The organism is Arthrobacter sp. KBS0702 (assembly GCF_005937985.2).
Classification (GTDB): domain Bacteria; phylum Actinomycetota; class Actinomycetes; order Actinomycetales; family Micrococcaceae; genus Arthrobacter.
Map to the genome: position 1 here is coordinate 1,113,806 of NZ_CP042172.1, position 13,749 is coordinate 1,127,554.

The 13,749-nt window shown below is 68.6% G+C and carries 13 protein-coding genes; 6 read left to right on the top strand and 7 right to left on the bottom strand.

Annotation, left to right across the window (positions count from 1 at the left end):
- The first annotated feature begins 4 nt into the window (after positions 1–4).
- From FFF93_RS16905 to FFF93_RS05075, 5 genes are all read left to right on the top strand, one after another.
- Positions 5–172: a hypothetical protein gene (locus FFF93_RS16905; protein WP_186372237.1), complete on the top strand. Its 168-nt coding sequence runs from the start codon at positions 5–7 to the stop codon at positions 170–172.
- Positions 169–909 (top strand): cytochrome b N-terminal domain-containing protein, encoded by a 741-nt coding sequence (locus FFF93_RS05060; protein ID WP_138769890.1) that lies wholly within the window; start codon positions 169–171, stop codon positions 907–909. Before FFF93_RS16905 ends, FFF93_RS05060 begins: the two co-directional genes overlap by 4 nt.
- Positions 906–1,682, top strand: coding sequence for a hypothetical protein (locus FFF93_RS05065; protein ID WP_138769889.1), 777 nt, complete (start codon positions 906–908; stop codon positions 1,680–1,682). Before FFF93_RS05060 ends, FFF93_RS05065 begins: the two co-directional genes overlap by 4 nt.
- Entirely contained in the window at positions 1,672–1,905 is a 234-nt protein-coding gene (locus FFF93_RS05070; RefSeq protein WP_138769888.1) for a hypothetical protein, read from the top strand. Before FFF93_RS05065 ends, FFF93_RS05070 begins: the two co-directional genes overlap by 11 nt.
- 160 nt (positions 1,906–2,065) lie before the next feature.
- The gene (locus FFF93_RS05075; protein ID WP_261375397.1) at positions 2,066–3,472 is read left to right on the top strand and encodes an HNH endonuclease signature motif containing protein; all 1,407 of its coding nucleotides are present in this window, start codon (positions 2,066–2,068) and stop codon (positions 3,470–3,472) included.
- 27 nt (positions 3,473–3,499) lie between these two features.
- Here FFF93_RS05075 and FFF93_RS05080 read toward each other — a convergent pair whose 3' ends face one another.
- From FFF93_RS05080 to FFF93_RS05090, 3 genes are read right to left on the bottom strand one after another with little or no spacing between them, the layout of a single operon-like run.
- Positions 3,500–6,055 carry an MMPL family transporter gene (locus tag FFF93_RS05080; protein ID WP_138769886.1) on the bottom strand — a complete coding sequence of 852 codons (2,556 nt, stop codon included), beginning with the start codon at positions 6,053–6,055 and terminating at the stop codon, positions 3,500–3,502.
- Position 6,056: 1 nt separating this feature from the next.
- Complete coding sequence (locus FFF93_RS05085; protein ID WP_138769885.1) at positions 6,057–6,794, bottom strand: TetR/AcrR family transcriptional regulator; 738 nt, start codon at positions 6,792–6,794, stop codon at positions 6,057–6,059.
- Positions 6,795–6,832: 38 nt separating this feature from the next.
- On the bottom strand, positions 6,833–7,231 hold the full coding sequence (locus FFF93_RS05090; RefSeq protein ID WP_138769884.1) for a YbjQ family protein: 399 nt from the start codon (positions 7,229–7,231) through the stop codon (positions 6,833–6,835).
- A gap of 189 nt (positions 7,232–7,420) precedes the next feature.
- On the opposite strand from FFF93_RS05090, the gene FFF93_RS05095 reads away from it, so the two are divergent.
- On the top strand, positions 7,421–8,005 hold the full coding sequence (locus tag FFF93_RS05095; RefSeq protein ID WP_138769883.1) for a hypothetical protein: 585 nt from the start codon (positions 7,421–7,423) through the stop codon (positions 8,003–8,005).
- Positions 8,006–8,098: 93 nt separating this feature from the next.
- Here the strand turns inward: FFF93_RS05095 and FFF93_RS05100 are convergent, their stop codons facing one another.
- The 4 genes from FFF93_RS05100 to FFF93_RS05115 all read right to left on the bottom strand — a co-directional run bounded on the left by FFF93_RS05100 (position 8,099) and on the right by FFF93_RS05115 (position 13,421).
- The gene (locus tag FFF93_RS05100) at positions 8,099–9,547 is read right to left on the bottom strand and encodes a dicarboxylate/amino acid:cation symporter (RefSeq protein ID WP_138769882.1); all 1,449 of its coding nucleotides are present in this window, start codon (positions 9,545–9,547) and stop codon (positions 8,099–8,101) included.
- A gap of 288 nt (positions 9,548–9,835) precedes the next feature.
- Complete coding sequence (locus FFF93_RS05105; RefSeq protein WP_186372238.1) at positions 9,836–11,545, bottom strand: DUF885 domain-containing protein; 1,710 nt, start codon at positions 11,543–11,545, stop codon at positions 9,836–9,838.
- A 53-nt stretch (positions 11,546–11,598) separates the two neighbouring features.
- Positions 11,599–11,841: an acyl-CoA carboxylase subunit epsilon gene (locus FFF93_RS05110; RefSeq protein WP_261375304.1), complete on the bottom strand. Its 243-nt coding sequence runs from the start codon at positions 11,839–11,841 to the stop codon at positions 11,599–11,601.
- Positions 11,838–13,421: an acyl-CoA carboxylase subunit beta gene (locus FFF93_RS05115; RefSeq protein WP_138769881.1), complete on the bottom strand. Its 1,584-nt coding sequence runs from the start codon at positions 13,419–13,421 to the stop codon at positions 11,838–11,840. Before FFF93_RS05115 ends, FFF93_RS05110 begins: the two co-directional genes overlap by 4 nt.
- Positions 13,422–13,749: the final 328 nt, after the last annotated feature.

Genomic DNA, 13,749 nt, shown 5'->3' on the forward strand with positions numbered 1-13,749 from the left:
TTCCATGGCTGGTTGGCTCGTAGCAGGCGTCGCCACGGTGGGCGCCGGAACGTATCTTGGCTGGGACGGCTTCACCATTCAATTGGGAAACCTGATGGTGATCGTCGCGATGCTCGTCCTCTTTGTCCTGGCCCTCGTCCTGCCCTTTCCCGGCGGAAAGGGGCGGAAATGACCGCCCGGACGAAACCGGCGTACGGCGTGCAAACGCAGGACGATGACGCCCACACCTGGACCGGCAAAGCCCGGCGGTGGATGCTGGCGAAGCTGCCTCCGGACAAGCTCCTGCCCGAAGACCAGCCAAGCTATGTCATGTCCTGGGCCTATGTCTTCGGCATGGGCGCTATCGCTTCGCTGCTCTGGATCATCGTTTCCGGGGCCGTGCTGGGGCTGAACGGACCGCTGTGGTATCACGTTTCCGCCCTTGGCAGCTTCATCAACAGCACTCACTTGTGGAGCGTCGAACTCTTCTTCATGTTCATGGTGGTGCACCTCTGGCTCAAATTCTGGATGGCGGCCTGGCGCGGTGGCCGGGCACTGACCTGGATCACGGGAATGGTCTCCTTCGTCGTTTCCATCGTGGCGGCATTCACCGGGTACCTGCTCCAGACGAACTTCGATTCCCAGTGGATTGCCTTCGAGGCCAAGGACGCCCTGAACGCCGTGGGAGTGGGCGGCTGGTTCAACGTGGCAAACGTCGGACAGATCTTCGTTTGGCACATCACCCTGCTGCCCTTGGCCGTCGGCGCGGGAGTGGTCCTGCATGTCCTGCTGGTCCGGGTCCACGGTGTGGTGCCGCCGCTGGAGGCCGCCGGGAGTGATGCCCAGTTGCATGACAGTGGCCCGGCGCCCGGCGGCACTTTGCCGCCCGCTACTGCCCAGGAATCCACCAAAGGCGGCGGCGCAGCGTGAAGGCCGGCCGGGAACGCAGCAGCACGTCGTGGCGGAAGGCGGACGACCTTGCCGGCCGGCCGTGGACAGGCCGGGTCCGCGAATACGACCTCCTCAAGGAGCTCACCATTGGCATCGTGGTGGTGGGCCTGCTGGTACTCGGTTTGTCCGCCGTCTTCGGCTCCCCGGACGAGCCCAGCGTGAGTCTCAAGACGTGGGCCAGCGCCGCCCCGGCAGATTTCGTCGCAACGGCGGCCAAGGAGCTCGCCGGAACATCGGACACCGCGGGGTACGGGCCGCCCTATAACGCCACTCCGGACGCGTCACAGAAAATCGGCCCGGTGGATCTCCAAAGTCTCGCCGGCGTCCGGCTCCCGGTCGATACCGCCAACGACTTCGTGGTCGGCCCGCTGGAGGCCCTGCCGTCGCCACCGGCCGCATTGGCCGAGTGGAAGGCCGCTACCGACCAACAGCGCTCCGACTGGGCCGCCGCCTACTCCGACGCCCTCGCCGCAGCCCCCGACAATGACCCGACCAAGGTGGCAGCCGGGGCGTATGGCCCGGTCCCCGGGCTCACCGGCTCATTGTTGGAGATGGCACGCAGCGGAGCCCTGGACGGCGTGCTCCAGGGCGGCTGCACGCAGCGGAGCCCTGGACGGAGTGCTCCAGGGCGGCGGAAATTTCTACAGCATGGACTACACCCGCAGCCTCCTGTTCCTCGGCGACGGCAGCTATTTTCCGGACCTTGCGGCAAGCCAACATCTCTCCGGAGACCAATGGGGCGTGATGAATGAGACCGGCGACACCCCCGGGCAGTCCTGGCTGTGGCTCTTCTCGCTCCTCTACCAGGTGGAGCCGTTCAAGTCCTCACCCAGCGTCGACGCCCTTGCGGTGTTCACAATGGTGGTGTTGACCGCGTTGCTGACGCTGCTGCCGTTCATCCCCGGTCTGCGGTCGCTGCCCCGGAGGCTCCCCGTTCATCGCCTGATCTGGAAGGACTACTATCGGAACCGCTGAGCGGATTTATCGGCAAAACGTGGCCCGGCGTTGCTTCGGCCGACCCTGGTGGCGGCGGCATCTGGGAGCGGCAGATGGCTCGGCAATGAATGTCAGGGGTGCTCTGTAGGCTTCTTCCATGGACGGCAATCAGAGGCCCGAAGTGGTTCAGATGGCAGGCATGACGGTCGCGGACCTGGTCCGGATCGTGGCCGGCCTCCCGGCCCCGGCCGGCGCAGCCGCGCTCATCGGTGAGACTCGCGAGCTGGAGGACCTGAAGTCCGCCCTGGCGGCCCGGCAGGCACGGAATGCCGTCGCCTTCGACCTGTCCCAGCGCCGTGATCAGTCCCTTGCCGGTCTCCCGGTCGACGAGTTGGGCGTCGGGGTTGCGGCGCAGATCGCACTGGCCCGGCGGGAATCACCGGCCAAGGGCGGCCGGCTTTTAGGCTTGGCGAAGGCCTTGGTGACGGAGATGCCCCACACCCTCGCCGCGCTCGAGACCGGGCAGCTCAACGAATGGCGCGCCACGCTGCTGGTGCGGGAAACGGCATGCCTGTCCGCGGAGGACCGGGCTGCCGTCGACGAGGAACTCGCGGCCGATACCGGGACGTTCGACGGCGCCGGAGACCGCCGCATCATCTCCGCCGCCCGGGCCGCAGCGTACCGCCGGGACCCGCGATCGGTCACCCAGCGCGCGGCTCATGCCGCGACCGAATGCCACGTCAGTCTCCGCCCGGCGCCGGACACCATGTGCTACCTCACCGCACTGCTGCCGGTCGCGGCCGGTGTCGCCGTGCAGGCGGCCCTGACCCGGCATGCCGATTCGGTCCGCAGCTCCGGTGATCCCCGCTCCCGTGGCCAGCTAATGGCCGACGCCCTGGTCGAACGCACCACCGGGAAGGCTGGCGGGATCAGCGGCGTCGAGATCCAGCTGGTCATGACCGACCGCAGCTTATTGCAGGGCGACAGCGAACCCGCTCGGCTCCCGGGCTATGGCGTCGTCCCGGCAGGCTGGGCGCGGCAGCTGTTGGTCGGGGCCGGAGACACGACCGGCGCCGGCCAAGGAACGGATGCGGGCAGCGACACTGACGCAAGCCCCGCGTTCAGGATCTGGCTCCGCCGGCTCTTCACCGACCCCGCCACCGGGGAACTCCTCTCGACGGACTCCCGCGCCCGGCTCTTCCCGGCCGGGCTGCGCCGGTTCATACAAGTCCGCGACGAAACCTGCCGCACGCCGTACTGCGACGCCCCGATCCGGCACCTGGACCACATCATCCCCTGGCGCAGCGGAGGGGCGACTACCTCCGGCAACGGCGCCGGGCTCTGCGAAGCGTGCAACCACACGAAAGAAACACCGGGCTGGAGCGTTAGGCCCCGACCCGGCCCCCGGCACACAATCGAAACCACAACCCCTGTCGGTTACAGGTACCGTTCGATGGCACCGCCGCTGCCGGGCACCTGTCCCACTGGCGCGCCGTTGCCCAACGCAGCCGGACCGGCCACGGACGCAGGCCATCACCGCCGCGAACTACGGCATCACGCCAAGACCGTTAAACGCACCCGTTACTTCCGGGCGCTCGCGGCCTAAGTGGCGGCGTCCGTGGGACGGGTGACGTCAGCGGGCGCCCACCTGCTCCGGCTCACCTTCGGGCTCGGCAGCTGAGTCGGCTGCAGCGTCCGCCGCCGGCTTGCGGAGCTTGGCGCCCTCGACGTCGACGTCAGGCAGGATGCGGTCCAGCCAGCGCGGCAGCCACCAGGCCTTGCTGCCCAGCAGGTACATCACGGCCGGGACGATCGTCATCCGGACCACGAACGCGTCGACCAGCACACCGAAGGCCATTGCGAAGCCCAGCGGCCGCACCATGTTCAGGTGCGAGAAGATGAAGCCGGAGAACACGCTGACCATGATGATCGCGGCGGCGGCGACTACGGCGGCCGCATGGCTGAAGCCGGAGCGGACCGCGTGCTTGGCGGTTTCGCCGTGCATGTAGGACTCGCGCATGCCGGAGGCGATGAACACCTGGTAGTCCATGGCCAGGCCGAACAGCACGCCGATCAGGATGATCGGCAGGAAGCTCAGCACCGCGCCCGGGTTCTCGACGCCGAACACGCTACCCAGCCAGCCCCACTGGTACACCGCGACGACGCCGCCGAAGGCTGCGGCGAGCGAGAGCAGGAAGCCGCCGGTGGCCAGCAGCGGGACCACGATGGAGCGGAACACCAGTAGCAGCAGGATCAGCGAGAGCCCGACGACAATCGCCAGGTACGGCGGCAGCGCGTCGCCGAGCTTGGTGGACACGTCCACGTTCCCGGCGGTCTGTCCGGTGAGCCCGATGCCGACCCCGGTGGAGTCCTTGATCTGGGCCTTCTCGGCGCGCAGCTCGGCCACCACCTTGACTGTGCTGGCGCTGGCCGGGCCCTCCTTCGGGAGGACCTGGAAGACGGCGGTGCGGCGGTCCTCGCTGAGGGCCAGCGGCACGGCGGCGGCAACGTTGTTCGTGCTGCGCAGGATGTCCGCCACATCGAACTGCTTGGCCTTGGCGTCGGCCTCGCTCAACCCCGCAGGCAGGTCGCCGACGACGATGATCGGCCCGGTCATGCCCTCACCGAAGCTGCGCTTGGTGACGTCGTAGGCCTGGAAGGCCTGCGAGGCCACGGGCTCGGAGCTGGCGTCGGGCAGGGCGAGCCGGAGCTGGCTGGCGGGCAGCGCCACCACGCCCAGCAGCGCCACACCGGCCAGCAGGGCCAGCCAGGGATGTCGGGTGACGACGCCGCCCCAGCCGTGGCTGCTGCGGTACTCGTCCTTGGCCAGGTCCGCGGTGGCATGGTCCGGCGCGGCGTTGCGCCGCTCCGCCTTGGCCCATGCCCGCCTGGACACGAGCCTGCGGCCCACCAGCGACAGGATCGCGGGCGTCAGCGTCAGGGCGACGACGACGGCGACAGCCACCGTGGCGGCGGCCGAGAGGCCCATCACCGCCAGGAAGGGTAGGCCCGGCACCACGAGGGCGGCGAGGGCGATGATCACGGTGAGGCCGGCGAAGAGCACGGCATTGCCGGAGGTGCCGGTGGCCAGTGCCACCGACTCCTCGGGGTCCATCCCGGCGAGCAGCTGGCCGCGGTGCCGGTTGACGATGAACAGGGAGTAGTCGATCCCGACGGCGAGGCCGAGCATCAGGGCGAGCATCGGGGAGATGGAGCTCATGTCCACGGCACCGCTGAGTGCGATGGTTCCGCCGACGCCGACAGCCACTCCGACGATTGCCATCAGCAGGGGAAGCCCGGCGGCAATCAGCGTGCCGAGCATCACCACCAGGACCAGAGCCGCGACGGCGATGCCGATGATCTCTGCGGTGCCGAAGATCTCCGAGATGTCCTCGCTGATCTCCTTGCTGGGCAGCGCGGTCACGTTGGCGTCGGACACCTCTTTGACGATGTCCTGGACTTCCTGCCGCACCTCGGGCTTCAGGCCGTTGATCGAGGTCTTGAACTGGACCTGGGCAATGGCAGCCCTGCCGTCCTCGGAGACGAAGCGCAGGCCGCGGGAAGCCTCCAGCTGGCGCTTTCCGAGGGCCAGCTTGGCGTCGCCGGCTTCAAGGTCCTTGGTCCCCGCGTCGAGCTTGGCCTGGCCTGCCGCGAGGGCTGCCTTCTGCTGGCCGAGCTGGGCGTCGATGGCAGCCGGCGGCAGACCGGCGGCCGTCATCTGCTGTTCGGCAGCTGCCAGCTGGCCCTTTCCGGCGGCGAGCTCAGCGGCGGCCTTGTCCAGCTGGGCCTTGCCGGCCGCCGCCTGCTGCTCGCCGGCGGCGAGGTCCGTGGCGGCTTTGTCCAGCTGCGCCTGGGTTGCGAACGGGTCAACGGTCCCCTGCACGTCGGGTATGGTCTTCAGCTTCGCCAGGGCGGCGGACACGGCCTCCTGGCCGGCCTGGCTGAACCGCGCGTCGTTGGCCTCGAAGACGATGCTCGCCGAGCCGCCCGAGGACGCCGGGAGCTCCTTCTTGAGCTTGTCCGCCATCTGCTGGGTTTCGGTGCCCGGGATCTGGAAGTTGTTGGACAGGGTGCCGTGGAAGGCGGCCGCGGCACCGCCGACGGCGACCATGACGGCGAGCCACAGCGAGATGACGAGCCAGCGGTGGCGGTAGGAGAATTTGCCGAGGCGGTACAGCAGAAGTGCCATGTCAGAACCGATCTGGGGAAGGGGCGGCGGTGGCGGCGGGAGCGGCTGCCGGAGAGGAGAATCCGGAGCCGAGCAGGCTCATGGAGTCGATCAGGAGTTGGCGCAGGGTAGAGAGCGAGGCGGGGGAGAGGGAACCCTCGCAGCGGGCGAACCAGAGATCCATGGCGGCTTTGCCGCAGGAGATCACCGAGCCGGCGAGGGCCCTGAGGTACAGTTCGTCGACCTCGACGCCGGCGCCCTGGGCGAAGCGCACCCGGGCGGCGTCAATGATTTCCGCCGTGCAGTGGTCCCAGGCTTCCAGCTCGGAGCGGTTCAGCTGCGGGTTGGACTGGCCCAGACTGTAGAGCTCGGCCAGCGGCGCCACCGTCATCGGGTCCGCGAGTTCAACCAGTGCGGCGCGGGCGGATTCCAGGATCGGCTCGTCGGCCGGACGTAGCCGGAACTGCTGTAGCGCCGTGTCCAGGAAGCCGTGGGTCACCGAGGCGATGACCGCCTCGGTGCTGCTGAAGTAGTTGAAGAAGGTCCTCCGGGAGATGCCGGCGGCGTCGGCGATGTCCTCCACGGTGAAGTTGCCCGGGCCGTTGGAGCGGAGCAGGCCGAGGGCCGCCTCCGTGATGGCATGGCGGGTGGCCGCCTTGTTGAGCTCGCGCCGCGACGGGGCGGCCGGTCCGGCAGCAGCGGACCCGGGAGCAGCGGACCCGGCAGCGACGTCGGGCTCGGAAAGGGCAGGGGTGGGCATGCACTTACACTATGTGCATGTTTGCACTCCGGGCAACTTTATTCGCTGACGACGGAGCCGCCGTCGGATCGCCGGGCCAACTGCAGGGACTGGCCGGTGGCGCCGGCCTCGCCCTCACCCAGGGGGATCGCGAACACGGCCGTGCCGTAGGCGCAGATTTCCGTCCAGTTATTGGCCATGCGCGCCGTGTCGAACCGCATTGCGACGATGGCGTTGGCGCCGCGCTGTGCCGCCTCTGCGACCATCCGCGCCATGACCTCCTGCCGGCTCTCGTAGAGGACCTGGGTCAATTCCCGGAGCTCGCCGCCGGCCAGCGACCGCAGCCCCGCCGCCACCTGGCCGCCGATGTCCCGCGCGCGGACGGTGAGCCCCATGACCTCGCCGAAGACGGCGTCGATCCGGTGGCCGGGGATGTCATTCGAGGTGACAATCAGCATGTCCTGAGCCTAGCCACTTTGCCGGCCGAGGCAACGAAAAAGTCCGGCCGGAATCTTTCACAGGAAGATGAAAGGTTGCGGACAGCTCCAGCCGAGGCCGCCGGAGCAGAATGAACTCACGTCTTGAAAAAGACAGCGCAGCAAAACAGAACCGAGCCGTCACCGCGCGGCAGATCCAGGAGACATCAGATGTCACGTACCAAGAGAATCACGCTCGGCGTTTCGGCCACGGCCATCGCCCTGGGCGCCGGCCTCGGACTGGCCGGGATGGCTTCCGCCACCACGACGCCGACCCCCGCCCCCAGTGCCAGCTCCAGCGCCCCGACGGACGGCAGCACCATGCCCGGTGACGGCGTGGGCATGCGTGGCGGCCACGGCCACGGCGGCGAACGCGGCGAACGCGGCGGCTTCGGCGGTGCGAAGGCCTCCGAGCTGGCCACCAAGCTCGGCGTCGACGAGGCCAAGGTCACCGCGGCCCTGAAGGCCTTCCGCGACGCGCACAAACCGACCACCCCGCCGGCCGAAGGCACCAAGCCGGACCGCGCCGCGATGGAGGCGGAGCTGGCGAAGTCCCTCGCCGCGTCGCTCGGCATCGACGAGGCCAAGGTCACCGCGGCCCTCGAGGAGCTCCGGACCGCCGAACAGTCGGAGCACGCTGCGGCGCTGAAGACCCGGCTGGACAAGGCTGTCAGCGACGGCACCCTGACCCAGGCCGAGGCCGACGCGGTCACCAAGGCCGTGGAGAAGGGCGTCATCGGCGGAGGCGGCCACTAGCCCCGCCCGGCCAGAGGCAAAAAAGTAGTCCCCGGGAATTCCCGGGGACTACTTTTGTGTTCGGTGCCTGGGCAAATGCCCGGGCCTTTTTGCCTAGGCCTTCGCGCCGGCCAGTTCGCGCCCGTCGGCAGCCGGGGCGTTGGCGTCGGCGTCAACCGGAGCGGCGGCGGCCGGGGCGTCAACGACGTCGTCGCTGAACGGGTCGCCGTTGCGCGGGGCGTTGTAGAGCGCCTCGTCCAGGATGCCCTGGCGCTTGGCCACGATGGTGGGGACCAGAGCCTGGCCGGCCACGTTGACCGCGGTGCGGCCCATGTCCAGGATCGGGTCGATCGCCAGCAGGAGCCCGACGCCGGCCAGGGGCAGTCCCAGCGTGGAGAGCGTCAGGGTCAGCATCACGACAGCGCCCGTGGTGCCGGCAGTCGCGGCGGAGCCCAGCACGGAGACGAGGGCGATCAGCAGGTACTGGGTGATGTCCAGCTGGATGCCGAAGAACTGCGCCACGAAGATTGCGGAGACGGCCGGGTAGATTGCGGCGCAGCCGTCCATCTTGGTGGTGGCGCCCAGCGGCACGGCGAAGGAGGCGTAGGCGCGGGGTACACCCAGGGAGCGCTCGGTCACGCGCTGGGTCAGCGGCAGGGTGCCCACCGAGGAACGGGACACGAAGGCCAGCTGCACGGCGGGCCAAACGCCGGAGAAGTACTGCTTGATGGAGAGGCCGTGGCTGCGGACCAGGATCGGGTAGACCACGAACAGCACGAGGGCCAGGCCCACGTAGATGGCAAAGGCGAATTTGCCCAGGGAGCCGATGGTGTCCCAGCCGTAGACGGCCACGGCGTTGCCGATCAGGCCCACGGTGCCGAGCGGGGCAATCCGGATGATCCACCAGAGAACCTTCTGGATCACGGCCAGGGCGGAGGCGTTGAGGTTCAGGAACGGCTCGGCGGCCTTGCCTACCTTCAGCGCGGCGATGCCGACGGCGATCGCGATCACGAGGATCTGCAGGACGTTGAAGCTTACGGCGGTGGTGGCGACGCCGTCGGTGACGGTGGTGCTCGCCCCGAGGCCCAGGAAGTTCTTCGGGAACAGGCCGATCAGGAAGGCCCACCAGTCACCGGACTTGCCGGCGTACTTGGCCTGCTGGGTGATGCCGGTGCCGGCGCCCGGCTGCAGCAGCACGCCCAGGCCGATGCCGATCAGCACGGCGATCAGCGAGGTGATCGCGAACCAGAGCAGCGTGTTCCAAGCCAGCCGGGCCGCGTTGGAGACGGCGCGCAGGTTGGAGATGGAGCTGACGACGGCGGTGAAGATGAGGGGCACGACGGCGGTCTGCAGGAGCGAGACGTAGCTCGAGCCGATGGTCTGCAGCGTGGCGCCGAGGGCGTTCGGGTTGGTCTTGGTGCTGCCCGTGTACTTTGCGAGCAGGCCGAGGCCCAGTCCGACGATCAGCGCGGCGATGATTTGGAAGCCAAAAGAGCCGGCCCATTTGGGCAGCTGGAAACCGGGCTTTCCTGCGGTTGCGGGGGTGCTTGTCTGAGTGGTCACTCGAACACGCTAGGACCGCCGCCCATAACACGACGAACGAACGTTGAGAAATATTACGCGGCGCCGTTTTGTCGGCGCCCACAAGATCCCCGCAAAGACGCCGAAAGACCACCCGTTTGTGAAGATATTCCAGCGCACAGTGTGGCGATTGTCTCTCCCCGTCGGACCGTCGCGGGGCCTCAACTGTCCGTTCGCGCGTTGGCGCGGGGCCTCAAGTGTCCGTTCGCGCGTGGATCGGGTGGGAAGGCGGCCGTGCCGCTGCACGGCCGCCTTCCCGGGCAGCGAGATCTACCCCAGCAGCGCCCGCTTCAGCGTGTCCAGCCCCACGGACCCCATGTTGAGCGCCTTGGTGTGGAAGGCCTTGAGGTCGAAGCCCGGCCGGGACTCGAGCTCGGCACGGATCTGCTCCCAGAGCCGCTGGCCCACCTTGTACGACGGCGCCTGCCCCGGCCAGCCGAGGTAGCGGGTGAACTCGAACTTCAGCTGGCCCTCGCTGATCGCAAGGTTCTGCTTCAGGAACTCGTACCCCGTGTCCGGAGTCCAGGTGCCCGACCCCCAACGCTCGGGCACCTCCAACTCCAGATGTACGCCAATGTCGAACACCACCCGGGCCGCCCGCATGCGCTGCATGTCGAGCATGCCCATGTGGTCGCCCGGATCCTTCAGATAGCCCAGCTCCTGCATGAGCTTTTCCGCATACAGGGCCCAGCCCTCGCCGTGGCCCGAGGTCCAGCAGACATTGCGCCGCCACTTGTTCAGCAGTTCGCGCCGGTAGGTGGCGGTGGCGACCTGCAGGTGGTGGCCCGGAACGCCCTCGTGGTAGACCGTGGTGGTTTCGGCCCAGGTGGTGAAGGTGTCCTCACCCGGCGGCACGGACCACCACATCCGGCCCGGGCGGCTGAAGTCGTCCGAGGGGCCGGTGTAGTAGATGCCGCCTTCCTGGGTGGGGGCAATCTTGCATTCGAGGGTCTTCATGGGGTCTGGGATGTCGAAGTGCACGCCGGCGAGGTCGGCCACGGCCTTGTCGGAGAGCTCCTGCATCCAGGCCCGGAGGGCGTCGGTGCCCTTGAGCTGGCGGGCCGGATCGCTGTTCAGGATCTCCTTGGCCTCCTCCACCGTGGCGCCGGGGCGGATCTGGTTGGCCACGCGCTCCTGTTCGGCGATCAGTCGGTCGAGTTCCTGCACGCCCCAGGCGTAGGTCTCCTCGAGGTCCACCGTGGCGCCGAGGAAGGAGCGTGAGGCCAGGGCGTAGCGCTCGCGGCCCACGGCGTCCTTCTCCGGGGCGGCCGGGAGCAGCTCGGATTCGAGGAAGCCGGACAGCCGGGCGTAGGCGGCGCGGGCGGCGGCGGCACCGGCATCGAGCTTGGCCTGCACGTCCGCGGGCAGCGCGCCCTCGGCGGTCTTTGCCTCGGCGGCCAGTTTCGCGAAGAATCCGTCCTCCGCGGTGTGCTTGGTGGCCTGCTCGATCACGATCCGCACCTGCCGGGCGGCGGCGACCCTGCCGGCCTCCTTGGCGGCGCGCAGGGACACGATGTAGCCGTCCAGGGCGGCGGGGACATTGTGCGCCCGGCCCGCGATGTGGTCCCACTGCGCGGCGGTGTCGGTCGGCATCAGGTCGAAGATCGCGCGGATCTCCTGGGGCGGGGACGCGATGTTGTTCAGCTCGGCGAGGTCCCAGCCGGATTCGTGGATTTCCAGCTGCAGGCCGAGGCGCTCCCGCATGGCGTCCAGGGTGACAGCGTCGACGTCGTCCGCGGGCTCGAGCCCCTCCAGCGCGGCGAGGGCCTCCCGCGCGGCCGCGGCGAACTCGTCGTGCCCGGCCGGCGAGAAGTCCGGGTACTCGGTTTCGTGGCCGGGCAGGCCAAGTTCGGTGGCGAAGCTCGGATTAAGCCGGATCAGGGTGTCCGTGAAGGCGTCGGCGACGGCGTCGATCGCGGTCTGCGGGCGCGGCGGCACCGGGTTGTCGGGCGTGGTGTTCTCAGTCGTTTCGGTAGTCACCCGAACGAGACTAGCCGGGCAGCGCCAGTTATGAAAGGGTTACTGAACTTTTATTAGCCGCGGCTGCGCTTCCACGAACCGGGGCCGGGCTTGGGCGCCAGCTGCAGCTGCTGCCGCCGGATCCAGTGCCGTGCGCCGGGCTTCTCCGGCGCGGCCGGCTCGCCGCTGCCCAGGGAGAGGACGACAGCGGTCAGCGCCGCCAGTTCCTCCGCCGTCGGCTCGCCCTTCACGACGGACAGCAGGCTTTCGGCCGGGGCCGGCTGCTCGGCGGGTTCCACAGGCTCGGACCCGGTCACAGCGGGATGTTCCCGTGCTTCTTGGCGGGCAGGCTGGCCCGCTTGTCCCGCAGCGCGCGCAGGCCCTTGATGATCTGCAGGCGCGTCTCGGACGGGGCAATGACCGCGTCAACGTAGCCCAGCTGGGCGGCCTGGTACGGGTTGAGCAGTTCCTCCTCGTACTGCCGGATGACCTCGGCGCGCTTGGCTTCGACGTCGCCCCCGGCCTCCGCGACCGCGGCGAGTTCGCGGCGGTACAGGATGTTCACCGCGCCCTGGGCGCCCATCACGCCGATCTGCGCGGTGGGCCAGGCCAGGTTGAGGTCGGCGCCGAGCTTCTTGGAGCCCATCACGATGTACGCCCCGCCGTAGGCCTTGCGGGTGATCACGGTCAGCTTCGGCACGGTGGCCTCCGCGTAGGCGTAGAGCAGCTTGGCGCCGCGGCGGATGATGCCCTGGAACTCCTGGTCCTTGCCCGGCAGGAAGCCCGGCACGTCCACCAGCGTGATGATCGGGATGTTGAAGGCGTCGCAGTGCCGGACGAAGCGGGCGGCCTTCTCCGAGGCGGCGATGTCCAGGGTGCCGGCGAACTGCATCGGCTGGTTGGCAACGATGCCCACGGTGTGGCCCTCAACGCGGCCGTAGCCGATGATGACGTTCGGCGCGTAAAGCGACTGCATCTCCAGGAAGTGCGCGTCGTCGACGATCTGCTCGATCACCTTGCGCATGTCGTAGGGCTGATTGGCGGAGTCCGGGATCAGCACGTCGAGGGCGAGGTCGTCGTCGTCGAGCTCCAGCTCCTGGGAGTGCTCCAGCACCGGGGCCTCGGCGAGGTTGTTGGAGGGCAGGAAGTCCAGGAGTTCGCGGACGAACTCCACCGCGTCCGCCTCGTCGGCGGCGAGGTAGGTGGAGGTGCCGGTGTTCGCGTTGTGCTGCCGCGCCCCGCCCAGGGTTTCCATGTCCACGTCTTCGCCGGTGACGGTCTTGATCACGTCCGGGCCGGTGATGAACATGTGCGAGGTCTTGTCCACCATCACCACGTAGTCGGTCAGGGCGGGGGAGTAGGCGGCGCCGCCGGCGGACGGGCCCATGATGAGCGAGATCTGCGGGACGACGCCGGAAGCGTGCACGTTGTTGCGGAAGATGTCCGCGAACATGGCCAGCGAGGCGACGCCTTCCTGGATGCGGGCGCCGCCGCCGTCGAGGATGCCGACGACGGGGCAGCCGTTCCGCAGCGCGAACTCCTGGACCTTGACGATCTTCTCGCCGTTGACCTGGCTGAGCGAGCCGCCGTAGACGGAGAAGTCCTGGCTGTAGACAGCCACGGGGCGGCCGTCCACGGTGCCGTAGCCGGAGACCAGGCCGTCGCCCAGCGGCTTCTTCTTTTCCATGCCGAACGCGGTGGAGCGGTGCACGGCGAGGGCGTCGAACTCCACGAAGGAACCGGCGTCGAGCAGCAGGTCGATGCGCTCGCGGGCGGTGTTCTTGCCACGGGCGTGCTGCTTCTCGATCGCTTCCGGGCCGGAGGGCTGCTCGGCACGGGCCTGGCGGTCGCGGAAATCGGCAATCTTTCCCGCGGTCGTGGTCAGATCGTGGCTCATCAAGTGTCTCCGGCTCTGTTGGTCTTTGCAGTAGCTGGCCCGTGTGGCGCTTAAGTGGATTCCACACAAAAACATGGCCGTGCTGGCAAGTCTAGTGACGGTATTCGCGCACGCCGCTGTAGAAAACCTACAATTTTCGTTCCAACCCCTCACTTCAACCCCTCACTGCCGCCCGCTCCGTTCCAGCCCAGTTGTCCGGAGTTGCACCGGGGCGGGTCCCCGGAATGCCGCGGGCGCGCGCCGCATTTCGGCCGCCACGGCGGGAGTAACCGGGCGGGAGCGTCGCGCCCGGCCCGCAAATGGGGATGTTACTGGTCAGTAACATCGG